Raw genomic sequence first — 26,747 nt, forward strand, 5'->3', positions numbered from 1 at the left:
AAACAAAAATTACAAGGATACAAATGAGTAAAAAAACAAAAAGACAAATTGAAGATGAAAAAGATTATGGCGGTCGAAGTTTATTTGATCTAATCGAATTAGAATTTTCACAAGGAGAAGAAAATGAGCAACAAAATAGAGAATTATCCGAACATAGAGAAGTTACAGACAATATTGAACGAACTAGCATTTCATCAAATACACCAAGCGTGGATAGACAAGAAAATTCCACAATACAGCTTGATAATACTAGAGAGATGGGCAGAGTTTTATCCGAACACAATCAAGAATCTAGGAATGTCAGATCTAATGACACTAGCATTGCCACAAACACAAATGGAATTAGCAATCTTGGAGAGCAAAGAAGCAGACAAGAAGAGAGAACAGGGGCTAACAGATATGGAGATACTAGCAGAAGAGCAAATAAATCTCAATCAATACATAGCGATAGAACCCCAAATTTATTCTCCTTTATTTCAAGAAATGATGATGAAAGACAAGGAACAGATGCTGCAAGAAGCTACAATCAACAATCAGTATTGGAAACTGCAGCAAGAAATGATGGATATGAAAGAAGAAGCCTCAAATCTGGGCAAAAATTAGATTTTGTAAGCGATGATGAAATCTATCTAGGTTCTTTAAAAGATAGATTTCAAAAAAACCTTCAAGCCATTAAACTTTCAAAAACTATTGAACAAGAAAATCGCTACGCTACCAAACAAGAACAAGAAATTCTAAATAAATTTTCAGGATGGGGCGGTATTCCTCAAGCTTTTGATCATCAGAATAAAGAATGGGAAAAAGAATTTAAAGAACTTATTAGCACACTTGATTATGCAGAATATGAAAAGGCAAAAACTTCAACTTTAGATGCTTTTTACACTCCAAAAATTATTATCGATACAATTTATCAAGGGCTTAATCAGCTAGGATTTAATAATGATGATCACACCAAAGAAATATTTGAGCCAAGTGCAGGTATAGGCTCTTTTTTGTCTTATGCAAAAAATTATAGCGATAAATATCATTTTACTTGCGTAGAGCTTGATACTATAAGTGCAAATATATTAAAGCATTTACACCCAAATCAAACAATTTATAATAAAGCATTTCAGCACCATTTATTTGATAAGCCATACGATGCTTTTATAGGTAATCCACCTTTTGGTCAAAAAAAGATTTTAGATTTAAATGATACTACACTTAATAAAACAAGTGTGCATAATTATTTTATCGGTAACGCAATTAAAAATTTAAAAGAAGATGGAATTGCTGCTTTTGTAGTATCAAGTTATTTTTTAGATTCTAAAAATAGCACAATAAGAAATTATATAGCCGAACAAGCAACATTTTTAGGTGCTGTAAGATTGCCAAATAATGCTTTTAAAAAACGAGCTAATACAGAAGTTACTACCGATATTATCTTTTTTAAAAAAGGTAAAGATTTAAATATAGATAAATCTTGGCTGGAAAGCGTAGAATACTATGACGATCGTTTTGATGAAGCTGAAAAAAGAGGTATGCACCCTGATGTTTTTAATGACTTTAGAATAAATGAGTATTTTAAAAATAATCCACAAAATATCTTAGGAAAAATGAATATTAAAAGCTCTCAATATGGTTATAGTTTAGAATGCTTAGATGATGGAAGAGATTTAAAAATCGCTTTAGAAAATTTTACAAAAACCTTACCTAAAAACATTTATAAATATCAAGAAACAAAAATCAAGCTATCTTATTACAGGATTGATAGAGAATCGCCTGAATACGAAAAATATAGCAAAACTCTAAGTAAGTTAAAAGATGGAAATTATTTTGAATACAATAATGAAATTTACATGAAAATCAGAAGCGATGATGAGTTAGTCTTTTCAAAACCTGTTTTAAATGAACACGATACAAGAAGAATTAAAAAACTCATTGCTCTTAGAGATCAATTTAACACTCTTATTGAATATGAAAAAAATGAATCTAGCGATCTTTTAGTAGAAAATCAAAGAAAATATCTAAACAAGCTTTATGATGAATTTGTAGCCAAAGAAGGATACTTAAATAGAGATGCAAATAAAAAAGCCTTTAGAGAAGATTTAGAAGCAAACAAAATTTTAGCACTAGAAAAAAATTATAGCAGTGGTATTTCAAAAAGTGTAGCTTTAAAAGAAGGTATAGATCCTATTGCACCAAGTGCGACAAAAGCAGATATTTTTTTCAAAAGAACTATAAATGCACAAAAAGAAATTAAAATCTCGACTCCAAAAGAAGCATTAATTGCTAGTATCAATGAATATGGGAGAATTGATTTAAAATTTTTAGAAACGAATTTAAATCAGCCTTTAGAAGAAACCCTTAAATCTTTAGAGCAAGATAGATTAATCTTTAAAGATCACAAAAATCCTGCAAATTATGTTTTGGCTGAAAAATATCTTTCTGGCAATGTTAAAGCAAAGCATAAAGAAGTAAAAAAATTAGTAGAAGATGGATTTAATGAATTTGCTAATAATTTAGAAAGCTTAGAACAAGTCTTGCCTAAAGATTTAAAAGCAGTTGATATTTCAATAAGCTTAGGAACAACATGGATACCTATAAAATATTACAAACAATTTATAGAAGAAACCTTACAAATTACTCCTAAAGATTATGATTTATTTTTAATGGAAAGAACAGGCGAATGGAGTCTTAAAGGTTTTGGCTATTCTTTAAGTTCTTATATTCGTTCAGAATATGCCACAGAAAGAATAGGTTGCTTTGATTTGTTGGAGCATGGATTATTAAGAAAGCCTATTCGCATTTATGATAAAAAACTAGATCCATCAGGAAAAGAAATCAGAGAATTAAATCCTAAAGAAACTGCAATCGCTAATTCTAAATTAGAAAATTTAAAAAATGAATTTATAGAATGGATTTATAAAGACTATGATAGACGCACAGATTTGGAAAATATCTATAATGAAAGGTTTAATACAAATATAGAACCACGATACAATGGAGAGCATTTAGAACTTCCAAATTTCAATGCCAATATCAAACTCAAAAAACACCAAAAAAATGCTATATATAGGGCTATTCAAGAAAATAGTATTATTTTTGATCATCAAGTAGGTGCTGGAAAAACTTTAGTGGCAATTTGCTCTGTGATGGAGCAAAAAAGAATGGGGCTTTTAAATAAACCCTTAATTGTAGTCCCTAATCATTTAGCAAGACAATGGAATGATGAGTTTTATCACGCCTATACAAATGCAAACATTTTAGTTGCTACAAATGATGATTTAAAAAAAGATAATAGAGAAAAGTTTTTTTCCAAAATTACAACAAATAATTTTGATGCCATCATTATGACACACTCGCAATTTAAATTAATCCCCGCACCTTATGAAGTTATCAAAAAACAATATGAAGAAGATATTAATATCTTAGAACAAACATTAGAAAAAAAACGAAACGATGATAATGTTATGCGATATTCTGTAAAAGACTTAGAAAAACGCATTGAAAATTTTAAGGTGAAATTGAGTGATTTGCAAACTACACATAAAAAATCTAAAGCGATAGATTTTTCAGAATTAGGAATTGATGCATTAATTATTGATGAAGCACATGAGTTTAAAAATTTACTCATTACAACTTCAATGGGTGATATAAGTGGTCTTGGCAATTTAAAAGGCTCACAAAAAGCCTATGATCTTTATTCTAAAACACAATATATTCACGAGCAAAATAAAAAACTCTATTTTTTAACAGGAACGCCTATAAGCAATTCAATTACAGAGCTTTATACTTTGCAAAGATACATACAACCAAATATCTTAAAAGAAAAAGGGATACAAGCTTTTGATTCTTGGGCTTCTACTTTTGGAGAAGTTACAAACGCTTGGGAGCTTGATAGTTCTGGAATAAATTATAAAATCGTTGCAAGATTTAACAAATTCAAAAATGTTCCTGAACTTTCTACCATGTATAAAAGTGTGGCTGATATTGTAACAAATAATGATATTATGAAATATCAAAAAGATTTCGTGCCAAAGCTTTACAATGACAAACCTATTAATATCGTTGCTCCTAGAAGTAAAGAAATAGCAGAATTTATAGGCATTCAAGATGAAAATGGAAGATGGAATGAAGGCTCTATTGTGTGGAGAATGGAGCATCAACAAGATGATATTACTAGAAATAACTTACTTGCTTGTACCACAGATGCTAGAAAAGCTGGACTTGATTTTAGACTTATTAATCCACATTGTGATGATTATGCAAATTCTAAAATTAATAAGCTTATTGAAAATGTTTTTAATGAGTATAATGCTTGGAATGATGATAAAGGCACACAATTAATATTTTGTGATTTATCCACTCCAAAACAACACTCACAAAAAGTTGCTCTAAATGGCAATATTGCTACACCAAATTTAAATAAAGAAGAATTTGTCAATATTAATGAAACAATAGAACAAACAGAAGAAGAGAATAGCAAAAGCCTTGATGAACTCTTAGCAGAACAAGCAAAATTTGATGTATATACTGATATCTTAAAAAAACTTGTCGCAAAAGGTATTCCACAAAATGAAATTCGTTTCATTCACGATGCAAAAACAGACTTACAAAAAGGACAGCTTTTTGCAGATATGAACTCAGGAAAAGCTAGAATTTTAATTGGATCAACGCAAAAAATGGGTGCTGGAACAAATGTGCAAAAAAGAATTGTAGCCTTACACCATTTAGATTGCCCTTGGCGTCCGAGCGATTTAGAACAAAGAAGCGGTAGGGTTATAAGACAAGGCAATGAACTCTTTATGAGAGATCCACAAAACTTTAGAGTAAAAGAGTTTAGATATGCAACTGAAAGAACCTATGATGCTAGAATGTGGCAAGTCATTGAAAGCAAAGCAAGATCCATAGAACAATTTAGAAAAGCTGGTGCTGATGTAAGAACCTTAGAAGATGTTACAAGTGGTGCAGCTGATGCTGCAGAAATGAAAGCAGAAGCAACAGGCAATCCACTCATTTTACTACAGGTGCAATTAAATAGTGATCTAAGACAAGAAGAAATGCTTTATAGTGGTTATAAAAGACAAATACACAATAATGAAGAAAGTCTTATAACTAATCTTTCAAAGATTGAACTACTAAAAAAAGATATAGCTAAAATGGAAATTTTAAATTCAATCATTAAAGAAAACAATAGCGAGCATTTTCAAGGAAAGTATTACATTAATGATGATGAAAAAGATTTCATTGTCTTTAAAAATGATACAAGCGATTTAAACAAAAGCAGACAAGCAGAACTTGAAAGAAATTTTGAAAAGATTGTTAAAACAATAGCTGATGACTATCAAAAAGAATATAAGGTTTTAGAGTTTAAAGGACTGCTTATAAGCGGAGAAAGAACAGATTTAAACACTCTTAATTTTTATGTGAGTACTACTGATGGTAAAACAATAATCGAGCCTGAAAATTTGATTTATAAAAGAGATGAAAAAACTTTTTTTAAATTGGAAAGTTATGTAAATTTTGGTGGTTTTGTAAAGAGATTAAACAATTTTTATAATGACTTAGAAAAATTTACTCAACTCAATAAAAATAAGATAGAAAATCTTGAAAAAGAAATTGTGGAGCTAAAAAGCATTACAGGGGATAACACTCCAAAATACAAAAGAAAGGACTATTTAGAGGCATTAAGAGAAGATAATCGCATTATCATGGATGAAATAGAAAAAATGAGTAAGCAAAAAAATTACAAAAGTGATTTTGTGCCAAAATCTGCAAAGATTTTAGAAGATTTAAATAAGCACAATAAGATTTTGAAAGACAGAGAATTGCTTATCTAAACCAGCTAAAGCTCTCATTAATATTTTTATGATATAATTCCGCCATCATTAGCACATAGAGGGGTCTTTTTAGCATCATATTTTTAAATTGACGACTCTTTGTGCTTCCAATTTAATAAATTAGGACTACGCAACAATGAATTCAAGCAATCCAAATATGGAATTTTCAATTATTCAGCCTAAAAAGACTGCAGTTCTTGTAGATCTCTCTTTTTTTCTTGAAAGATATAATACTCACAAGAGTATTAAAACAATGGAGGCTAAAGAATTGGCTAAGAGATTAAAAGACTATGTATGGGAAACCCTTAGAAGAAATGAAGATTATTTGCATAGAGTTTATATTTACGATTGCGAACCATTAGATAAAAATGTTCCTATGCCTCCCATAGAAAAAACTGATAAATCTAAGAACTTAAGCAAAACTACAACATACAAATTTAGAAGCGAACTTTTAAATCACCTAAGAAAGCAACCTTATTTTGCTGTAAGATTAGGTGAAATCGATGAAAATTCGTTTCAATGGAAATTTAGAGATTATGATAAATTTAGAAAAATTCTACGCAAAGAAATAGACATTTGTGAGCTTACAAGCGAAGATTTCGTTTTAGACATTAAACAAAAGGGTGTCGATATGAAAATAGGGCTTGATATTGCAACTTTAGCAAATAAACATCACGCCGAAAAAATAATTTTAATCACAGCAGATAGTGATTTTATCCCTGCTGTTAAGCACGCCAGAAAAGAAGGAATTATTGTTCAATTAGATCCAATGAGAATTCCAGAAACTCAAATTAAAAAAGGTTTGTTGGAGCATATTGACATCCTTTCGTCTGTTTTTATTAATAAAAATAAAAATGGCAATTAATTTTTGCTTTTATTTTATTAAACAAACAATTAAGAAAATTAATGCTATACAAAAGCAAAGTATAAATTTATTTCTTGTGCGAAGAGCAGCATTCTCTTTATTTAATTTGCGCATATCGTCTTTATGGGATTCTAATTGTCGAATACAGCCTTCTTTTTCGTGCTGTAAATTGCTTAGCTGATAACACATATTAAGAATATGAACTTCTTGAATATAATCAAAATCTTTCCTTATCTTTAAATCACCAATTTGCTCTATACTAAATCCTGTATTATCTTCATTAAATATAAAACCCAAATTTTTATATAACTTATCTCTTCTTATGTGATTTTCCAAGATTTCTTCATCCACAGCACTTAATGTTCCGCTAAGTCTTGCTGTTGGCACATACTTTAAAGCAATTTCTAGCATTTTATTAATTAAAAATGTTCCTATGCCTAAAGATTGATATTCATCGCGAATTGCTATAGAAGAATGAAAACTCCACCTATCACACTCGTAACTTAACCACCAATCATTTTGATTTTTGTGAATATTTGGAGTAATATTATTTCCATTTTTTAAATATTGATAATCCACAAACGCTCTTATTTCAACTTTATAAATTTTTTCACCTCCTCCACTTATCTCTATTTCAAAATTCAATTTAAAACAAACTTCTTTTTCGCTTTTTTTAGAGATATAAAATTTACTTGTATAAAATGCCTGTCTCATTATTTCTTACTCCTATATAATTTTATCCATCTCTTTTAATCTCATTATTCCTAGCACTTGTCCATCGCAAGATATTATCGGATCGTCCTCGCTCTCCTTGCTGTAACTGATTGAGTGCATTGATGTGCAAAAGCATTTGAGTTCGTTTTGTGTTATGAACCACAGGCTGTTTGGACAATATTCGCATAGAGTTTCTTTCTTGGGCAGTTTCTCTTCGGATAGTTGATTTATTACCGAGCTCTTGTAAGATTCTCTGTCTATATTGTTTTGTATAATCTCTCTCATTATTCACTCCTTTATCTTGTATAATTTTATATTTTTTTGTTGTTTTGGCTTTGTTGATCTGTTTTAAATCTTTCTCTCTACCTATTACTGATACTTCCCAAATAGGTTTTTTAAGTGTTTTAACAACTTCTTGCCACTTGTTATTAATTTTTGCCTTTCTTTTTATCTCATATTCTTCTTGCCCTACTATTTTAAATCTTGCATATTCACCCCTTAAAACTTTATTTTCTCTTACAACCCTTTCTAAATCTTGTCCCCAAATTGTAGTTATTCCTTTTTTGGTTTTATAACTCACATAATAACTTTTTTTGGCATTTTTATCTGTGCTAAATTGATAGTTTGCTTCTCCGAAATCCATAACTTGATAATAGTGCATTTTTATTTTTGGTGCTTGATTAATCTCATTATTTGCATTTAATTTAACTGAAAATTCTTGATTTATTTCTACTTCTCTTTGCTTTTTATTTGTAGCCTTTGCTTCAACTCCTAACTCATTTAATGCTTTTGCAAATTCTGCTCTTAAATTTGCTAAATCTGCTTTTTTTGGATTAATTCTTTTGCCATTTTTATCCGCAACTTTCAAGCAAACATGGCAATGCGGATTATCAGTATCATTATGAAAAGCAACTACAAAAAAATTATTTGGATACATTCTTTTTAAAGTAGTAATTACAGCTTGTTGTAATTTTTCTTTTGGTGTTGTAGAATGTTCTTTCATGGAAAAAACCATATTAATGGTATGTCTTTTTTCTTTAGCACCTTCCTTATATAATGGAATAGGAGATCCTTCATTTTTAAAAATTCTTTTAACTTCTAAAATCTCATCTTCTCCCGCATATCTATCAAAATCGTTTGTAATCAATTCTACATTTCCATCACGAGAAATATAATCAAGATGTTTTGAAAGTGCTTGAGAATTTTTAGAACCTGAAGTAATTTTTACAACGACTTCTGTATTTTTTCTAAACATATTTTTACTAATAAGCTTACCTGTTTTTATATCTTTGGTGTATTTATCTCTATTTTTATTGATGTAATTTAGTGGTAGCTTTGAAGCATTTTCTATTTTAGTAAAAACTTTTTTAGCAATTATTTCATCATCAAATATTCTTATACTACGCGACATTAAATTCTTTCATTATTTTTTTCTATTATAGCCCCAAGCTGATCGGATAATATATCAATTTTATCTCTAATATTATCCATAGTTTTATTTAAATTATTTTCATTTATTTTGACAGAATTTCCACTTCTAAGAATCTTCAATAATTGATATATATTTTTACCTATTGCATTGATTTCTGTTCTTGTTTTTATAAACTCATCTATTTCTATATTAGTAAAAAGTTTTTCATTTTTTATGGAGTTTAATAGCAAAAATTTTGCTTGTTTTGTAATACTTGAAAATCCTGTATTTTTAGAGATTTCTTTTAAAATATTTACTTCATTTTCTGTAAGTTTTAGTTTGATTATTTTATTTTCATCACTTGTATAAAATTTATTTTTAGATATCTCATCATTGATTTTATTCTTCTCATCTGTATCACAAGAATTAAACTTTTTTAATAAAATAGATATTATTTTACTATATGATGCATTTGTTTCTGATTTTATATATTCTAAAATTATTTTATCATCTTTGCTAACTTTTATGACGCAATTATTGTTTTTATTCATTTGCACTTCCTTAATGAGCCTCGCAGAGTTTTTGCCTTTTATTTTTTAAAAAGGTAACTTTTTAAGAAATAAAAGGCTATCCTGTAATTATTAAATTATTTCGATTAATCGCTATTCTACATTATTAAGCTTTATAAAATATTAAGACTACTTTGTAATAATACATTTACATAAATATTATAAAGGAGATGTTATGTTTAAAGAAAGCAAATTGATAGAAGAATTAAAGCGTGAGTATGATGAAAAATTAAAAAAATTACGCCAAAAAGAAAAAGAAAATAAAGAGCGTATATATAAAAAATTTTCATCAGCACTATTTAAAGATTTTGAAATAAATGAAGATTTTAAAAATGAATTTAATTTATTGGTAGAAAAGTTTGATTGTAAAAACACTAAAAATATCTTAGATAAAATAAATAACTTATATGATTTTAATCATAGAAACGATAAAATAGATACTGCAAAAAAACAATAAAACAAAAATTTATCATAGGAGAATAAAAATGGAAAAAGATTACAAAATAAAAGTAACAGATGTAAGTGAACTTAATGAGCAATATAAAGAAGCTATACAAGAAGGAACTTATGAAGGTGAAGATGTAAATAAATTTTTTAATACAATAAAAACTTTTGATGTTGCAGAAAGCTTACTAAAAAAAGATTTTTCAAATCAATATATTAAATTTGATATCATTACTGATAAAGAAAAAATACCATTAAATATAAGACTTGGAGATAAAAATTTTCAAAAAGGTATTGAACATTTAATTAATATTGGTAGTTCCAAATTAATTAAAGAAAATATAAACCCTGAAATAAAAAAAGATCTTAATAATCGACTTGGAATTTATAAACCAAAAATATATGATGAAATGTTAGATGGAACTTTTAAAGCAATAAAAAATTTATCAGAAGTAGCCAATAAAGATGTTGGTGTAATGATATTAGAATTTGCAAATTCTTATTCTGAAACTAGAGAAAAATTTGAAAAAAAGCAAATTAATAAAAGTTCATTTTTTAAAGAAAAAATGAATGAATTTTTCAAAAAAAAACTAAATAAAATTTTACCAGATAGAGAAATTAGCAACGAAAAAACATATTCTCGATCAAGGTAAAAAATGAATAATACAATAAATTTTAATGAACTATTTTCTCAAATAAGATTATCTTCTTACGATAATAATATTGTCAAGCACTATGATAATCTTAAACTTGTAGGAAAAATCACTCCAAAAATTGCTACATTAGAAATTATTCTTAGAAATAAACTTGATAATAAATTATCAGAACAAGATAGTAATTGGATAAAAAATTCTAACGATGAAAATATTAAAAAAGCCAAAGATGAAATTGAATATAGAGAAAAAAATAGAAATTTATCTCATCATCAATATCTTTCTCGTATGAGCTTAGGAACTATTATTTATCTTATTAAAGAAAATAGAATGCAAGATTCTATAATGAATTTAAAAAATATCAATTTTAGAAATTACAATCAATATAATAGAAATTTCTTTTTAAAAAATGGTAAAAAAAGAAACTTTGGAAATATATATAAAGTGGATATAGTTCTTAGCTTATTACAAAATCTAAGAAATAGAAGTTATCATTGGGAAAATATTCTAAAAACAACAGAAAAAAATGGCAAACATTATCCAAGATTAACAACAAAGATTGAAAATGTCTATATAGGCATCAATCCACAAAAGATAGAACTATTTTTAGATGATTTAATTAAAACATTTGATGAAAGAATTTTGAAATATTGCCAAGATTAGAAAGGTGGGACACAAGGAGTCCCTCGAATTTCATTTGGAATTATAACCAAAAAAACATTAAAGGAAACTAAAAGGATATACGATGCCACAAAAAAGAATTTATCTTTATGTTCCATTTAAAGACAAAGAAAAAGTAAAATCATTAGGGGCAATGTGGGATGATAAAGAAAAAAAATGGTTTGCTCCAAAAAGCTTAGATAAAAATATTTTCTCACAATGGCTTTATCCGCACCAAAATAAAGAATTTTCATTTGATGAAAATGAAGTCTTAACAGCTTTTAAATCTGCTTTAGAAAATCAAGGTTTAATTATTGAAGGCTTACCTATCATGGATGGTAAAATTCATAGAGTAAAAACTACTAATGATAAAGGTAGAGAATTAAGCGGTGCCTATAGCGGTTTTTTAGACGATTATCCTGCAGGGTTTATGCAAAATTTTAAAACAGGCATTAAAGAAAATTGGAAAATGCCCATAGAAAAAAATCAAAGCAATAATATAAAAAATTCTCAAAAATTACATGAGCAAATAAAAAAAGATCAAGAGCTTAGAGAAAAAGAGATTTTAACTTTGCAAGAAAAAACCGCTTTAAAACTTGAAGATGAGTATAATAATGCAAAATGGGCTAATTCTAATCACGCTTATTTAAAGAAAAAAGGCTTTGATGAAAACTTTTATCTTAAACAGGATAAAATGGGTTCTTTGCTTATTCCTTTAAAAGACGAGAATGGAAAATTATGGTCTGTGCAAAGAATATTTCCAAATGGAGATAAGATCATAGGAGTCATTAAAACTCAAGAAGAAAAAGATCAAGGCGTAGAATATCTTGCAAAAAAACAAGGTTGCTTTCATATAATAGGAGCTAAAACACTGCATAATTTAAAAGAATTTTATATTTGCGAAGGCTTTGCTACTGCTGCAACTATATACAAGGCACTTAATAAGCCTGTGATAATGGGTGTTGATGCTGGAAATTTATCGAAAATTGTTGAAACCCTAAAAAACAAATTTGAAAATACTCCTATAACTTTAATAGCAGATAATGATAAAAAAAGAGAATTGAAAGGTCTTTCTAATGTCGGAGTGGAAACTGCAAAAGAAATTCAACAAAGATTTTCAGATATTAAAGTTATCATTCCAAAAATCAGCGATCAAGAAGCAGGACAAGGCGTGAGTGATTTTAATGATATCTTCTTAAACAAAGGACTTGATGAAGTCAAAAAACAATTAAATTTTATTGATTTTCATAATAAGCTTAAAGCTTTTAAATCTATGGAAAAAACACAACCTGAAAAAGAGATAACTAGATAATAATAGTTACTCTTTGTAACCATAGTATATAAAAATATATAAAAAATATTTTTTATATATTTTTAATTAATAATAGTATATTATAATTACTATAAATATACAAAAAAAGGATTAAAAATGAAAAATACAATCAAACTAGCTTTATTGGGTGCAGTTATTACTGGTGTCTTTTCTGCTTGCTCTTCAGAGCCAAAAACAGTGCAATATTACGAAGATCCAAAAAATGCTACAGAATTAGAAGCTAAAATCAAAGAATGCGATAAAAATGCTAATTCTGCGAAAACTGACACAGAATGTGCAAATGCTTATAAGGCAAACTATTCTAAGTCATTTCAAAAGCCACGAGAAAGTGCTATGGAATTTTTTAAGAACAACAAATGAATTTAGATCTTTTTCAAACTCTAGGTAAAAGCATACAACAAATTGTTGATGCTATAAGACAAGTAGGCACAAATGATAAGGTTGCAGAACTTTAAAAGTAAATAACTATTATATATTAAAAATTACTGATATATAATAGTTATTTTTAGTAATTAATGTTATATGTTAAAGTGTAATACAAAAAGATTATATTACACAAATCTTGATAAAAGTTTTTATCATTAAACCTTTTTTAAAATCTCTTTGTATTTTCTTAAACCTTTACAAGTATGAAATAAACCTGTGATTCCAATAATAAAAATCACAGACATTAAAAAACAATCTTGAAAGAAAACAGCAATATTTTCATAAATGAAAAATTCAAAAACAAGAAATAAAAAACTTAAAAAAGTTACAATTAACATAATTGTTAAATCAAAATACAGCTTCTCTAAAGTGTTAAGTTTAGTATAATCTAAATATTTAATAATTTTACACATTCTTTTACCTCTGCTTCTTATGCTTATTTTCTATTAAAACATTATATCATAATTTCTATTTCTATTAGCAACACTTTCTGTTTGGAGTTTTTTAAAATAAAAGTTCAAAAATTTTAATTTTTGATTTACCTTATTTAATATTATAGAATTTAATGAATTTAAGAATTTAGGAATTATTACATTTAAGTCAATTGTTTTTTTAAAGTTCTTATTTTCCATATATTCTTTTCGTAAAAATGTCAAAAATTATTACATTTAAGTCAAAAATTATTACATTTAAGTCAATTTTATTTGAAAATAAGAGGAGTATTTAATAATTTTTGTTGACTTTAATGTAAGTGTATATTACATTTAAGTCAATTTTATTTGAAAAAATTCTAAAATTGCTACCTATTGACATAGATGTGATACTTTGGTATAATTTATTTCGAAGATTAAAATATTTGGTTACATTTAAGTCAATCTTATCATTTTTTAATACAAGGAATTAGATGCTATTAAATATTATTATTGAAAAAGATCAGGATGGATATTTTGCACGCATTCTAGAGCTTGAAGGTTGCGTTTCGCAAGGAAATACCTATGAAGAAACTTTAGCTAATATAAAAGAAGCTGGGGAGCTTTATTTAGAAAGCCTTGCAAATGAAGAAAAAAGAATTATTGAAAACAAAACAACTTCAATTATTCCAATGGTTTTAGCAAATGCCTGAATTGCCTAGAATGACTGCAAAAGAAGCGGAAAAGCTTTTATTGCAAAATAATTTTTTGATTGATAGGCAAAAAGGTAGTCATAGAATCTATAAAAAAGGACTTTATAGAATGGTTATTCCTCATCATATTGGAGAAATATTGCACCCTAAAATCATAAAACAACTATTTGAGATCATAGAAGTAGCAAAGGATTAAAAAATGCCAAAAAGAAATACTATTGATACTATTACACTCGGACTTTTTAGTGATGAAGATGTTTCTATAATCTGCGAAGATACAATTAAACTGGAAAGGGGCTCTGTAGCTGTATTAAGTGGCAATAGTGAAGTAGGCAAGTCTTTTTTAGCTTTAAAGGTATGTGCTAATGCTATTAATGATGGCTTAAAACCTTTTTTTTGGAGTGTAGAAGATAAAAATAAAGCAATTTTAGGACGCATAAAAAATATTGAAAGTTTTTATTCTTTTAATACTGCGGAACTTGAATTTTCGAATGAACTTCCAAAAATCAATAAAGAACCTATAAATTGCTTAAAAGAAGAACTTAATGAGTTAGCAGATTGCGATTTAATTGTTCTTGATACCTTTAGTGCATTTTTCTCAACATTAGGCTTTAAAGATCAAAACAATCAAAACGATGTGCAAAATTTCTTTAATATTCTAACAGATATAGCAAAATCAAATAATCAAGCTATCTTATTACTTCATCACTTAGACAAAAAAGGCGAAAGTCTTATGGGTAGCTCTGTTATTATCAATGCTCCTAGACTTGTTTATAAACTTTCGTTCGAAAAGGGAGAAGATAAAAATTCTACCACCTATCGCTTGCTTGAGGTGCTAAAGGATAATAATAATATCAATGCTGGAGAATTTCAAAAAACGATTAAAGTATTGCAAAATTCTAGTATTGATGAGCCTTCAATTGTAAATCTTAGAGCTAACAGCATTGATTCTAATACTTTAGAGATTATCAATAAAAAAGATATTTCTGCTGTAAGTGTTAATGAATTAGCAAAAGGCTATGTAACAATGAATGAAAATAGAGGTGTTTTTTATTTAAGCTCACGAAAGCTTACAGACACTAATTTTTATAAAGTATTTAAAGAAAATGATAATAAAATAGATTTTAAAATGACAGGTGCGAATGACTCATCATATGTCATAAGTTTAAAGAATTCTTTGCTTACGCAAACGCATAGGAATATTTTAGATGCTTTATTTTTATATATCAAAAAAAATGTGGATACAAGTGTTATTAAAAAATATCAAGAAAATTTTTGGGATATGGAAGTAAGATTAGAGCCTTATAAATTCTTGAAACAATATCTTAATAAAAATTCTAATAATTACTCTTGGTTAAAACAAAAATTTACAGAAATCTCTCGTTTTGCGTATGATTTGGCTTTCACTCAAAATGTAGAAGATAAAGATAAAAAAACAATCACTCAAAGAGATAAAGGCATTTTAATGTTTGACTCTGTAGAGCGTATCACAAAAGAAAATGGAACAATTGTATCTGTATTCGTGCTAACAGTTCGTAGAGAATATATTAAAAAACTCGAAACAGAATCCACCCTTTCTTATGATGATGATTTATCCAAAATTCTTATTAATTTAAATTCTTTGGTGGCACAAGATTTGATTAGATTTTTAACAAGTTTTCCTGATAAGAAAATTCTTAGTTATAGTGAGTTTTGTGAAATTAAAGCTTATAGATTTTATAAAGAAAGTTCTATTATTTCGAAACAAAAGAAAGAGATTGTTAAATTAAAAGATAAACTTATAGAATTTGGAATTAATGTTTATGGCAAAGGCGTAGAATTTGCTAATTATGATGATGAATTTTTTCATAATAAGTATAAAAATGAAAATGATTTATTTTTCATCTATGAAAGCAATAATAGAGTAAAAAGATATATTAAGCGTAGTGATCCAATGAATCAATTAAACACCAAAAGCAATAAATTTCTTTTGCAAAAATCTTTATTTGATTAACATTTACAATCAAGGAGTGTTGTATGAATGAATGGGAATTAGAAAGACAAAGACAAATAAGATAGACAAATTGAGCGTTTTATTTTATTACAAAATTTTTTATATTTTTCTTAAATGAAAATTTAGCTTCCTTTTAATTTTCGTTTTTTGATAAACCACAATAGACCATCATAGCTTTTTCCATTATCTTTGTATAATAACTTCCAAATGCTTTTAATAGATAAATCTTTATCAAGCAAGGTTTGTATTTTATCTATATCCTTATCATAAATACTATTTAATGAGCCTTTAGGGCGTCCCAGTTTTTTTCCACTAGCTCTAGCATTTTCTAGTCCTGCTTTAGTTCTTTGACTTATCAAATCTCTTTCATTTTCTGCTAAGTAAGCATAAACCGATAAGATTAATTTAGAAGCAGGATTATTAAAATTACTAAGTTCCATTTGTCTTAAAAATAAGAATTTAATATTATTAGAATTAAATTCAAGCACTAAATTAATTATTTCTAACATACTTCTACCAAGTCTTGAAAGTTCTGTTGCTATTAATAAATCGCCTGCTTTTAGTTTTTGTTTTAAATCCTTGATTTTTCTTTTCTCTTGAGATTTTGTAGAACTTATTTTTACTTCCAAAATTTCATCCAAATGAATATTGTTTTTATGACAATATTCCATAATTTCTAACTTTTGAGAGTCTAATTCTTGTTTATTTGTTGATACTCTTATGTATGCTATATTCATCGTTCTAAATCTTTTAACTTTTGATTTTTTGGTGTTTTTTCAGTAAATTCTTTAAGTTTTTGATGAAAATCTTTAGCACATAAGTCTTGTATAGTCTCTTTTAAGCTATACTGCTCTCCTATTTCAGTAATATCAAACTCTTTAACACATTCGCCAAGCCAAGTAAATTTTTTAGTGAGCTTATTAACTATTCTTATAACTCGTCTTTCATTTATTGGCTCTTTTGAAGTATAACCTGAATATTGTCTATGCTCGAAACCATTTTCAAGCATAAATTTTTTAATCAAAGAATAAGGTTCTCTTGTATCTTTGAAATATTTTTCAAGACTTTTTGTAGATAAATCAAAATTAATTGCTTTGCGATTTATTCCCAAATTCCTTCTCCTTCAGCTTTACTTGCAGAAATTAAATCGCTATTTCCTTCTTTTTCACTAATCCAAATCCATTCTTTTGCATTTTTTGTAAACCATTCAGAATCAATCAAATATTTATATATAAATAAAGTCATACAACCTAAATCATACTTATCCCCTTTACAATGATAAGTTTCTTTATTAATTTTTATCATTCCTGATTCTTTAGCATATTCATCTATCATTTTATACATATCTTCTAAATTATATTTGCCTTCTTTTAAAATCTTTTCTTCATCTAATACTATTCTTGTACCTAAAAGTGGGTATGCCATTTTTTTATCCTTTCATCAAAAACCTAACAAATTCTAGTAAAAAATAGCTAATACTTAAATAAAAGCTTTTGAATAATATTAATTTAATTATAAAACTAAATTTAATTTATTTATTAAATACAAATTTAAGACATAAATAAAACGCTCAATTTTTTAACGAAAGGATATGGATGAAAAAAAGGCTATTATCATTAATTTTAATCAGTCCTATTTTTGCATTTGGTGCTGGTGGTATTGATAAAGTTAATACCTTTATGGAAAATTTAAGCACTGCTTTGTATGCACTTGGAGCTGTGCTACTCACAATTGCATTTATGTGGGGTGGATCTAAAATTATGTTTCAGGGGCAAACCCTTAGAGAAGTTGCACCTATTTTCATTGGCGGTGTTATTTTTGGATCAGCTTCGGCAATAGCTGGTTATATCATTACATAAATAGGACTAGCTATGGAGAAAAATCCACTTTTTAAAGGTTTAACGCGTCCCCCTATGATTTTTGGCGTTCCGATGACACCTTTTGTTATAGCGATGGGATGTATCATTTTAATTGCATTTTATAGTCAAAACATTTTTTTAGTTGGCTTTTCTATTCCTGTGTTTTTTATTATGAAAGCAATGACAAAAAGAGATGATTTTATTTTTCGATTAATGTTTTTAAAAATGAGATTTTTCTCCAATCCTGCTTCCAAAAATTATCATAAGGTTAAAACTTACAGCACAAACTCTTATAGACAAATGCCGCCAAATTCTAATTTTCCAAAAATATCTGTTTTCGGACTTAATGCAGAACCTAATTTTGAAAAATTAATTCCTTTTTCATCACTAATAAACGATTCTGTAGTCATTACAAAAGATTATCTTTTAATGACAACTTGGGAGATTGGAGGAATTAGTTTTGAAGCAGAAGATGATGATGAGCTAGATATTAAAAATGATCTTTTGAATATGCTATTTAAATCATTTGCAAATGAACCTGTAAGCTTTTATTTTCATAATTGTAGATATTCTATCGAAGACAAATTAACTTCGAAATTTAATAATGCTTTTTTAGAAGAAATTGACAGAAAATATTATGAGAGTTTTAAGCAAGGAACTCTTAGAAAAAATTCTTTATATTTAACTCTTATTTTCAATCCTTTAAAAGTGAAAATAGAAAAAACAACTTTTATGAAAAGCTCTTTTGAAAATAAAAGAAAAACAATTAGCGTATTTCTAGCTAAATTTAGTGAATTTGCTGATAGACTAGAAGCAAATATTAAAGATTTTAACCCAAAAAGATTAAAAACATATTCCAAAGATGATAAAACCTACTCTAAACAACTAGAATTTTATAATTATTTACTTGGTGGTAAATTTAATCCTATAAGAGTATTACCAAGTCCTATAGATCAGTACCTTAATGGTAATTTACAAAACATACAATTTGGACACGATACTATTCAATTTAACCAAAATGATAGCACAAAAAGATTTGCTAGATGCATTGAAATTAAAGACTATACAAATGAAACTTTTGCAGGAATTTTAGATATCCTAATGTATTTAGATGTGGAATACACTATAACTCAAAGCTTTTCTCCTATTCCTAGAGTGGATGCAAAATCAGCAATATCTAAACAGAAAAAACAACTCATTGCAACCGAAGATGATGGTTTTTCACAAGTAGCACAAATCGACGAAGCACTAGATCAACTTACAAATGGAGAAATCTCTTTTGGCAAATATCATTTTTCAATTCTTGTGTATGGAAATACTATAAAAGAATGTAAAGACAACACAAATGAAGTTGTTACAAAGATGAACGAATTAGGATTTGGAGTAACTTTAGCAACAATCGCCCTACCTGCGACATTTTTTTCGCAACTACCATCAAATTTTGCAATACGCCCACGCATTAATCTTATCTCATCCATTAATTATTCATCTTTAATTGCTCTACATAATTTTTCTATAGGCAAAAGAGATAAAAACTGCTGGGGTGACGCTGTTAGCATTTTAAAAACACCAAACAAACAACCTTATTATTTTAATTTTCACCAAAGTTCTGGTGCAAATAAAAATGATTTCGGAGAACTCTTTTTAGCTAATACCTTAATTTTAGGACAAAGTGGTGGCGGTAAAACAGTGTTTATGAACTTCATTGTAGATCAAATGATGAAATACGCTAGCAAAGATACATTTCCTGATGATATTCCTGAAGAAAACAGAAAATTTACAGCCATTTATTTAGATAAGGATAAAGGTGCGTTAGGCAACATACTTTGTGGTGGCGGTAGATATATTAGCATTGAAAACGGTAAGCCAACAGGATTTAATCCTTTCATGGTTGAAAGCACACAGGAAAACATAAGACAACTTCAATCGCTAATGAAACTTTTAGTAACTAGAAATAATGAAATTCTTACAACTAGAGAAGAAGAAATGCTCAATAATGCTGTTAATTCTCTTATGAAAGGTTTTGAAAAAGAAGAAAGAAAATATCCTATCTCTTTACTTTTAGAAAACTTAACTGAAAATGTAGATGATGATAATTCTCTTAAATCAAGATTAGCACTTTTTAAAAAAGGCAAACAATTTGGCTGGGTATTTGATAACGAATACGACAATTTAGATTTTCCTGACGATATCAATTTATTTGGAATCGATGGAACAGAATTTCTTGATGATAAAGATGTATCAGGGATACTAAGTTATTACATTCTTTGGCGTGTAATGAGCTTAGCAGATGGCAGAAGACTTTGTATTGATATTGATGAAGCTTGGAAGTGGCTAGAAAATGAAATCGTGCAAGAAGAAGTTAAAAACAAGTTTAAAACCATTAGAAAGCAGAATGGATTTTTAAGACTTGCTACACAAAGTGTAGAAGACTTTTTAAAGCTTAAAAATGCTGCAACTCTTATAGAACAATCAGCAACAATGGTATTTTTACCAAATCCAAAAGCCAAAGAAGAAGAATATGTAAATGGAATAGGCTTAAGCTATGATGAATATATGATCATTAAAGGTTTTAATCCTGCGAAAAGACAATTTTTAATCAAAAGACAAGATGAAAAAGTAATTTGCACTCTTGATCTTAGTTCTTTGGGGAGTGAAAACCTAAAAATACTATCAACTGGAACAGCACACATAGATACTATAGAAAAAATTTTTTCACAAGAAAATAAAAGTCTTGATGAAAAAGTGTTAGAACTAAGAGAATTTTATAAAAACTCATAGGAGATGAAAAATGAGTAATAAAGTGATTATTAATAAACAAGAAGTGCAATTTGGCACTCAAAACAATCAAATCTTTTGCACAAGTTTAGATGTGGCTAAGGTTTTTGGGAAAAGACATGATAATGTTTTAAGGGATATTGAGAACATTTTAAATGATTTGCGAGAAATAGGGACTTCCAACGACCTCCTCAATTTTGAGTTTTCATTCAAAGTCCATAAAATACAAGGCTTTAAAGGTAGAGAAAGAAAATACCCATACTATCAACTTACAAAAGATGGATTCTTTCTTTTAGCAATGGGCTTTACAGGCAAAAAAGCTTTACAATTCAAAATCGCTTTCATCAATGCTTTTAATGAAATGGAAAAACTTTTACAAAAAGAGATTAAAAGCCCTAATAAATACTTAACAGATTTAATGGAACTTATTTATCCAAATTTACCACAAAACGATTACAAGGTTAGTGTGACTATTACAGATAACCCTTATTCCAAAGAAGCTAAAAATGTATTTTCTTTAAATTATCTTGTAGATAATCGCACACCAAAAGATCCAAAGAAGTTGCAATGAGTGATAAAGAATTACAAAAAGAAATATTAGCTTTAGAAAACGATGTTAAGCAACTAGAAGCAACTATTAATGTAATCAAGAAAAGAATTACTCATCTTAAAGACATTGCTTGGGATAGACAAAGCAAAAAAGAAAGCTCTCAAATGTATAAAGTATTAAAAGATACTAAAGAGCATACAAGAGTTAAAAGCAATGTAGGAGATATAAAAGTAGATAAAGACTTTATGGAAAAGGAAATAAGAAAGCATCTTGATAATCCAAATTTAAGAGGTATGGTAACAACTAAAGAAATGCTTTCTTTTCCTAAGGTTGCTAAGGGCGTTAGGGTAGAATTTAACGCAGAACATAAAGATTTTACTTGGAAAGTTAAAGCAAATGATGAAAATATTCTTAGATATGGAAGTAGAGAATATATACAAAACAATAAAGCAGTCAATAGGCTTTTAACAAGTTATAGTCAAACAGAAAAAGGAGAGAGAATAAATAATAGTGGGAATGGGCAGACAAAGTCAGCTCTGCCTCCGTTATTTAAAGACTCCAATTTTCGCAGACCCACTAACGAAAATATTATACCACAACAAAACCAATCTGTGAATGATTTTAAAGCAAAATTAGAAGAATTTAGCACCAAAAAAACAAATGCAATTAAATCTATAAATAAGGAGTTTAAAAGATGAAAAAACATTATACTATCCATGATCCTGAAATTATTATCAATAATCCGACTCCAAAAAGTGAAAAAGACTACATTGCAGGGAAAAAGCTAAATGAAAAGAAAATGGGTGAAGTAGGTATCCGAAAAGATGAAAATATCAGTAAAATTTTTCACGCTAACGAAAAAAGAATAAAAAACTTGGAATTAATGGCAAAAAAAGATGTAGTAGTCGATGGTAGGAACGCCCACACCTCCTACACTCAAGCCCAAAGTCTTGACGGACGACTGGTTCAAAAGAACATTTCATCGGCTACCAATAAAATTATACCACAACAAAACAAATCCACAAATGATTTTAAAGCAAAATTAGAAGAATTTAGCACCAAAAAAACAAATGTAGTTAAATCTATAAATAAGGAGTTTAAAAGATGAAAAAATATTACACCAACAAAAAGGAGTTAAACAATGAATAATGTAAATCTAATCGGATACTTAGGAAAAGATTTTGAAGTAGGCACTACAAATAGCGGAAGAGTTTATGCAAAAAATTCTCTTGCAATTACAAAGCGATGGAAAAATGAAAGAGGCAATGAAGAAAGTAGCACGACTTGGATACCTATTGTTTTATTTGGCAAAAGTGCAGAAAGTGCATCAACGCACATTAAAAAAGGTTCACAGTTTGCGTGTAGTGGAGAATTATCATCCAATCAATATCAAGATGAAGATGGAAATACTAGAACAATGCTAACCGTGATTGTATCTAAATTTTATTGGCTTGGCAAAAAAGATAAAGATGACAATGGAACACAAAATCAACAAGTCCCACCAAAAGAGCCAAATATTGATTATGAAAACACAAATATAGAATCTGAAGAAACACAAGTATTTTAAGATTTAAGGATAAAAATGTCTATAAAAAATTTAAGTGTAGAAGAATTAGCGCAAGAATTAGAAACTTCAAATCATGAAAAGCTGATTAAAGCTTTGTTTTTATTTGAAAAAAATTCTTCAATGGAAGATCTTAATTCAGATCAAATAGAAATAATTTTAGATGAAGTATATGAATTTTATATCAATCATAAATCTATATCTTCTTTTTTACAAGAAGATATAAACCAAGCATTAGATGAAGCTATTGATAAAGAGCTTTGCAAAAAACAAGAAAAATCATTTGAAAGGTAAAAAATGAAAAAAAATATCTTTGGTGTTAATAAAGCCATAGGGAAATCTCATCCCCATGAAAATGGGGCAAGACTAATAAGCCTTGACTATAATTATACAAAGGAGTATAATTATAACTATGAGATTTGTGTAACTCAATTTAACCACCTCTTTTCTGAGGTTAAATCTAGCCACAGGGTTGCAGCCCTATGGCTAACCCCACAAAATTATATCCAAAAATTTAAAAAATCTATTCTTATTCTTACTTCCTTATTAGTTTTGCCTAACTTAGCATTTAGTGCTGGTATTCCTGTAGTTGATGTAACAGCAAATCAGCAAATGGCTACACAAAACGCTAAACAAGTGGCAGAATGGGCTAAAGATGCTTCAAGATGGACTGAAACAGTAGCACACTATCAAAAACAAATTCAAGCTTACAAAGATGAACTTTTATCAAAAACAGGCATTAGAGATTCAGTAACTTTTCTAAAAGATATTAAACAAATATATTCAGATTTTGCTGAAGCTGGGCAAAATATTCAATCATTTTACAATGATGTATTAAGAGATCCACAAAAATTTTTAAGTAATAAAGGTAGCGAAATTTTTGGAAAATATACGAGCTTTGATCGATGTAATTTTGATTTTTTAAGTCAATCAGAAAAAAACATTTGTAAAATGAATTTAATCACTTATGCTGCTCAAGTAGAAACCTATAATCAAGCTTCAAAACAAATGGATACGATTAGTCAAACACTCCAAAAATTGCAAGATAAATTAGTAAATTCCAAAGATATTAAAGAAAGCACAGATGTTGGCAATGCTATTCAGTTGGAAGTGGCAAAAATTCAAATGGTTAAAAATCAAGTTGATTTAGCCAATGCAAGTTATGAAAACCAAAGAAAAATTAAAGAAGATATGGCTATGCAAGAATATTCTAAGTCGTTACAAAAGCCACGAGAAAGTGCTATGGAATTTTTTAAGAACAACAAATGAATTTAGATCTTTTTCAAACTCTAGGTAAAAGCATACAACAAATTGTTGATGCTATAAGACAAGTAGGCACAAATGATAAGGTTGCAGAACTTAGCGTATTGCTTTCTATTATTATCACTTTAGTCATTATGTATAAAGGCTACGAAGTCTTAATGGGTAGAAGTCAAAGCCCTATTAGAGAATTAACTTGGGATATAGTTGGAAAGCTTGTTGCCATTACTTTTGCCTTAAATTTAGGGGGTTGGCTAGATTTAACAATTTCAACAATGGATGGATTATACGAGTGGGCAGGAGGCGGAACGCAAATGTATAAAACACTAGATGAAATGTATGCAAACACAGCACAACTTACAAACATAATTTGGGCTAAATCAAGTGGTGTTGGAGGTGCTATTTTAGCTATTGTAGCAATGCTACTTTGTTATGTAGGATTTGCAATTGCTGTAGTTCCTGCACTTACAATCTTTGTTGTTACTACCTTCACACAAACACTGCTTGTAATCACCGCCCCTATAGTATTTTGGCTTTTAGTTTTTAAAGCCACTAAAAATGTTTTTACACAGTGGATAGGACTTTTACTTTCAAATACTTTAGTCATTTTGCTTGTAGGCTTATTTTTGGGTGTTTTTATGGAGCAAATATCAACTTGGATTAAGTATTTTGCAAAAGTAACTCAAGCAGGAGACGAAGTATTAGGCACAAGTATTTTCTTTGTCATTGCCGCTTTAGTTCTTGTCATTATGATTATTTCTGCAAAACTTTATGCCGAAAAAGTTGCAAATGTTTCAATGGAAGGAGCTATGGGCGGAGTAATAGGTTCTGTTTTAAACCCTGTTGGTAGATTAGCAGGTTGGGCTGGAGGCAAAGTCGCAGGAAAAACTGTAAATACAGCAAAAGCTGGTGGAAAATTAGCAGCCAAAGGTACTTTGGCTAGTGCTAAAGGCGGTTATAGTTTTGCTAAAAAAATGTATGAAAGGGCTAGAAATGCAGGCTAAATTAATTTTTATTTTATTACTTGGTGTTTTATTTTTTAGTGCTTGTAGCACTAAAAATCAGGGTAAATATGATGAATTTTTTAACAATCAAACAGGATGGATTCCTGTTAATACTCAAAACAAAGATTTAAATAAAGGAACTATGGATGAAAAATGAGTTTAATACTGCAATAGATTATGAAGCAAGTTTTAGATACTTAATTGAAAAAAGTAATAAAAGAGCTTGGCTTATTGCTTTTATTTCTATTTTTATAGCCATTATTTCCATTATAGCTGTTGTTTTACTTACTCCTTTAAAAACAATAGAACCTTATGTAATAAGAGTAGACAATACTACAGGAATGGTTGATATTTTAACCATGCTTGATGAAAAAGAAATTAAAGCAAATGAAGCATTAGATAAATATTTTATTAGCACTTATGTAAAAGCTAGAGAAGGCTATTATTATGATCTTTTAAATCAAGATTATTTACTTACTCAATTAATGAGTTCTGAAAAAGTAGCAAATGAATATAGGGCTTTATATGAAGGTGATAATGCAAGAGATCAAATTCTAAAAAACTCCAATGAAGTAAGTGTTCAAATTTTAAGTATTGTTTTAGGAGAAAGTAACGGAGTGAAAACTGCTACAGTCAGGGCAATTATTACTACAAAAAATTTAACTTCCAAAGGAACAACTCAAGCAACAAAAGTAATAACATTAAGTTATGACTATATCTTAGCAAAAGCTAGCGAAGAAAACAGATTTTTAAATCCTTTAGGTTTTAAAGTATTAACTTATAGAATTGATGACGAGGTGGCACAATGAAAAAAATAATCTTGATAAATTTATTGTTGTGTAGTTTTATTTGGGCTTTAAATATTCCAAAAACTTCTACATTTGATAAAAGAATTGCTTATGCAATTTATAATGCAAACGATGTATTTCAAATTAATGCAAAAAATGGCTATGTTAGCGTTTTAGAATTTGGTACCGATGAAAGAATTATCAATACTGCTACAGGTTTTGCAGAAGGTTGGGATTTAATTGAAAAAGACAATCTTTTATTTATAAAACCTAAAGCTTATAAAACACAACTTGTTCAACAAGAAAACAATAATATAGGAGAGAGTCAAGCATCACAAGAATTCGTTTTAGATCCAAATCCTCATGATTGGAAAACTAACCTAATTGTTATTACAAATCTAAATACTTATGTATTCGATTTAAAACTTGTAAACCAAAATAATAACGCTACCTATAAACTCAGTTTTTCTTACCCTAAAAAAGATTTAAAAGCCGCTAAAGAATTTTTAGAAGCACAAGAACAAGAAAATATACGCAGAGATTTAAATAAAAATACCATTCCTAGAAATTGGGATTTTTATATGAAAATTAACAAAGGTAGCGAAGACATAAGTCCAAATTTTGCTTATGATGATGGTGTTTTTACATATCTTGGTTTTGATAATACTAAAACTTTTCCTGCTGTTTTCATGTATGATAATGGTAAAGAAAGTATTTTAAATACTCATATTAAAAAAGATGGCAATTATGAAGTTTTAGTAATTCAAAAAATTACTAAACAAATCTTGTTAAGAAGTGGCGATAAAGTCGTTGGTATTTTTAATCGTGGCTATGCAAAAAATCCTTTAGATAAAACAAGAGAAACCTCCAATGAAAATATTCAAAGAGAGATAAATAAAAAATAAAACGAATGAAACTAAAAGGAATAAGT

Annotated in this window: 29 protein-coding genes; 22 read left to right on the top strand and 7 right to left on the bottom strand. The window is 28.2% G+C overall.

Features of this window, described 5'->3' with window-relative positions; genetic code table 11:
* Positions 1–23 precede the first annotated feature (23 nt).
* Both SR62_RS02985 and SR62_RS02990 read left to right on the top strand, forming a co-directional pair.
* Entirely contained in the window at positions 24–5,822 is a 5,799-nt protein-coding gene (locus SR62_RS02985) for an SNF2-related protein (protein WP_079376549.1), read from the top strand.
* Positions 5,823–6,075: 253 nt separating this feature from the next.
* Positions 6,076–6,687, top strand: coding sequence for an NYN domain-containing protein (locus SR62_RS02990; protein ID WP_031263757.1), 612 nt, complete (start codon positions 6,076–6,078; stop codon positions 6,685–6,687).
* Between the two features lie 9 nt (positions 6,688–6,696).
* On the opposite strand, the gene SR62_RS02995 is transcribed toward SR62_RS02990, so the two are convergent.
* Genes SR62_RS02995 through SR62_RS03005 form a run of 3 tightly spaced genes read right to left on the bottom strand, consistent with a single transcriptional unit; the run spans position 6,697 to position 9,363 of the window.
* Positions 6,697–7,401 (bottom strand): GNAT family N-acetyltransferase, encoded by a 705-nt coding sequence (locus SR62_RS02995; RefSeq protein ID WP_002790552.1) that lies wholly within the window; start codon positions 7,399–7,401, stop codon positions 6,697–6,699.
* A 22-nt stretch (positions 7,402–7,423) separates the two neighbouring features.
* Positions 7,424–8,812 carry a MobP1 family relaxase gene (gene mobP1 / locus SR62_RS03000; protein WP_002790553.1) on the bottom strand — a complete coding sequence of 463 codons (1,389 nt, stop codon included), beginning with the start codon at positions 8,810–8,812 and terminating at the stop codon, positions 7,424–7,426.
* Positions 8,812–9,363, bottom strand: a complete 552-nt coding sequence (locus tag SR62_RS03005; protein WP_002779777.1) for a hypothetical protein — start codon at positions 9,361–9,363, stop codon at positions 8,812–8,814. The genes mobP1 and SR62_RS03005 overlap by 1 nt, the downstream gene beginning before the upstream one ends.
* Before the next feature lie 193 nt (positions 9,364–9,556).
* Between SR62_RS03005 and SR62_RS03010 the strand changes: the two genes are divergently transcribed.
* The 5 genes from SR62_RS03010 to SR62_RS03030 all read left to right on the top strand — a co-directional run bounded on the left by SR62_RS03010 (position 9,557) and on the right by SR62_RS03030 (position 12,831).
* Entirely contained in the window at positions 9,557–9,838 is a 282-nt protein-coding gene (locus SR62_RS03010) for a hypothetical protein (protein WP_002809140.1), read from the top strand.
* Between the two features lie 28 nt (positions 9,839–9,866).
* Positions 9,867–10,478: a hypothetical protein gene (locus tag SR62_RS03015; RefSeq protein WP_002826068.1), complete on the top strand. Its 612-nt coding sequence runs from the start codon at positions 9,867–9,869 to the stop codon at positions 10,476–10,478.
* Between the two features lie 3 nt (positions 10,479–10,481).
* Positions 10,482–11,141, top strand: a complete 660-nt coding sequence (locus tag SR62_RS03020) for a hypothetical protein (protein ID WP_052823658.1) — start codon at positions 10,482–10,484, stop codon at positions 11,139–11,141.
* An 82-nt stretch (positions 11,142–11,223) separates the two neighbouring features.
* The gene (locus tag SR62_RS03025; protein ID WP_052823657.1) at positions 11,224–12,450 is read left to right on the top strand and encodes a DUF5710 domain-containing protein; all 1,227 of its coding nucleotides are present in this window, start codon (positions 11,224–11,226) and stop codon (positions 12,448–12,450) included.
* 117 nt (positions 12,451–12,567) lie between these two features.
* Entirely contained in the window at positions 12,568–12,831 is a 264-nt protein-coding gene (locus tag SR62_RS03030) for an EexN family lipoprotein (protein WP_011187234.1), read from the top strand.
* Positions 12,832–13,052: 221 nt separating this feature from the next.
* Here the strand turns inward: SR62_RS03030 and SR62_RS03035 are convergent, their stop codons facing one another.
* Positions 13,053–13,310 carry a hypothetical protein gene (locus SR62_RS03035; protein WP_002844160.1) on the bottom strand — a complete coding sequence of 86 codons (258 nt, stop codon included), beginning with the start codon at positions 13,308–13,310 and terminating at the stop codon, positions 13,053–13,055.
* A 491-nt stretch (positions 13,311–13,801) separates the two neighbouring features.
* Between SR62_RS03035 and SR62_RS03045 the strand changes: the two genes are divergently transcribed.
* From SR62_RS03045 to SR62_RS03055, 3 genes are read left to right on the top strand one after another with little or no spacing between them, the layout of a single operon-like run.
* Positions 13,802–14,020, top strand: coding sequence for a type II toxin-antitoxin system HicB family antitoxin (locus SR62_RS03045; protein WP_002818418.1), 219 nt, complete (start codon positions 13,802–13,804; stop codon positions 14,018–14,020).
* On the top strand, positions 14,013–14,216 hold the full coding sequence (locus tag SR62_RS03050; protein WP_002835056.1) for a type II toxin-antitoxin system HicA family toxin: 204 nt from the start codon (positions 14,013–14,015) through the stop codon (positions 14,214–14,216). The genes SR62_RS03045 and SR62_RS03050 overlap by 8 nt, the downstream gene beginning before the upstream one ends.
* A 3-nt stretch (positions 14,217–14,219) precedes the next feature.
* Positions 14,220–16,013, top strand: coding sequence for an AAA family ATPase (locus tag SR62_RS03055; RefSeq protein ID WP_011187235.1), 1,794 nt, complete (start codon positions 14,220–14,222; stop codon positions 16,011–16,013).
* Between the two features lie 122 nt (positions 16,014–16,135).
* Here the strand turns inward: SR62_RS03055 and SR62_RS03060 are convergent, their stop codons facing one another.
* From SR62_RS03060 to SR62_RS03070, 3 genes are read right to left on the bottom strand one after another with little or no spacing between them, the layout of a single operon-like run.
* Entirely contained in the window at positions 16,136–16,750 is a 615-nt protein-coding gene (locus SR62_RS03060) for a recombinase family protein (protein ID WP_002790346.1), read from the bottom strand.
* Complete coding sequence (vapD, locus tag SR62_RS03065) at positions 16,747–17,124, bottom strand: virulence-associated protein VapD (RefSeq protein ID WP_002809051.1); 378 nt, start codon at positions 17,122–17,124, stop codon at positions 16,747–16,749. The genes SR62_RS03060 and vapD overlap by 4 nt, the downstream gene beginning before the upstream one ends.
* Positions 17,115–17,438 (bottom strand): hypothetical protein, encoded by a 324-nt coding sequence (locus SR62_RS03070; RefSeq protein WP_002809052.1) that lies wholly within the window; start codon positions 17,436–17,438, stop codon positions 17,115–17,117. Before SR62_RS03070 ends, vapD begins: the two co-directional genes overlap by 10 nt.
* A gap of 170 nt (positions 17,439–17,608) precedes the next feature.
* Here SR62_RS03070 and SR62_RS03075 point away from each other — a divergent pair, with 170 nt between their 5' ends.
* From SR62_RS03075 to virB9, 12 genes are read left to right on the top strand one after another with little or no spacing between them, the layout of a single operon-like run.
* A complete protein-coding gene (locus tag SR62_RS03075; RefSeq protein WP_002835064.1) occupies positions 17,609–17,872 on the top strand; it encodes a TrbC/VirB2 family protein in 264 nt (87 codons plus the stop codon).
* 12 nt (positions 17,873–17,884) lie between these two features.
* The gene (locus SR62_RS03080; RefSeq protein WP_147502257.1) at positions 17,885–20,653 is read left to right on the top strand and encodes a VirB4 family type IV secretion/conjugal transfer ATPase; all 2,769 of its coding nucleotides are present in this window, start codon (positions 17,885–17,887) and stop codon (positions 20,651–20,653) included.
* A 10-nt stretch (positions 20,654–20,663) separates the two neighbouring features.
* Positions 20,664–21,221, top strand: a complete 558-nt coding sequence (locus SR62_RS03085) for a Rha family transcriptional regulator (RefSeq protein ID WP_147502258.1) — start codon at positions 20,664–20,666, stop codon at positions 21,219–21,221.
* Complete coding sequence (locus tag SR62_RS03090; protein ID WP_025431542.1) at positions 21,218–21,898, top strand: hypothetical protein; 681 nt, start codon at positions 21,218–21,220, stop codon at positions 21,896–21,898. Before SR62_RS03085 ends, SR62_RS03090 begins: the two co-directional genes overlap by 4 nt.
* The gene (locus tag SR62_RS03095; RefSeq protein ID WP_229134961.1) at positions 21,895–22,308 is read left to right on the top strand and encodes a hypothetical protein; all 414 of its coding nucleotides are present in this window, start codon (positions 21,895–21,897) and stop codon (positions 22,306–22,308) included. The genes SR62_RS03090 and SR62_RS03095 overlap by 4 nt, the downstream gene beginning before the upstream one ends.
* Positions 22,309–22,341: 33 nt before the next feature.
* Entirely contained in the window at positions 22,342–22,767 is a 426-nt protein-coding gene (locus SR62_RS03100) for a single-stranded DNA-binding protein (RefSeq protein ID WP_002835070.1), read from the top strand.
* A gap of 15 nt (positions 22,768–22,782) precedes the next feature.
* Positions 22,783–23,058: a hypothetical protein gene (locus SR62_RS03105; RefSeq protein ID WP_002835072.1), complete on the top strand. Its 276-nt coding sequence runs from the start codon at positions 22,783–22,785 to the stop codon at positions 23,056–23,058.
* Positions 23,059–23,061: 3 nt separating this feature from the next.
* Positions 23,062–24,033, top strand: a complete 972-nt coding sequence (locus tag SR62_RS03110) for a type IV secretion system protein (RefSeq protein WP_057031366.1) — start codon at positions 23,062–23,064, stop codon at positions 24,031–24,033.
* A complete protein-coding gene (locus SR62_RS03115) occupies positions 24,030–25,028 on the top strand; it encodes a type IV secretion system protein (protein WP_002842899.1) in 999 nt (332 codons plus the stop codon). The genes SR62_RS03110 and SR62_RS03115 overlap by 4 nt, the downstream gene beginning before the upstream one ends.
* Positions 25,018–25,185 (top strand): hypothetical protein, encoded by a 168-nt coding sequence (locus tag SR62_RS09155; protein ID WP_002809290.1) that lies wholly within the window; start codon positions 25,018–25,020, stop codon positions 25,183–25,185. Before SR62_RS03115 ends, SR62_RS09155 begins: the two co-directional genes overlap by 11 nt.
* Complete coding sequence (locus SR62_RS03120) at positions 25,175–25,837, top strand: virB8 family protein (RefSeq protein WP_002809287.1); 663 nt, start codon at positions 25,175–25,177, stop codon at positions 25,835–25,837. The genes SR62_RS09155 and SR62_RS03120 overlap by 11 nt, the downstream gene beginning before the upstream one ends.
* Entirely contained in the window at positions 25,834–26,721 is an 888-nt protein-coding gene (virB9, locus tag SR62_RS03125) for a P-type conjugative transfer protein VirB9 (protein WP_002834097.1), read from the top strand. The genes SR62_RS03120 and virB9 overlap by 4 nt, the downstream gene beginning before the upstream one ends.
* Positions 26,722–26,747: the final 26 nt, after the last annotated feature.

Origin of the sequence: Campylobacter sp. 2014D-0258, assembly GCF_008000495.1 — a bacterium.
In the GTDB taxonomy this organism is placed as follows: domain Bacteria; phylum Campylobacterota; class Campylobacteria; order Campylobacterales; family Campylobacteraceae; genus Campylobacter_D; species Campylobacter_D jejuni.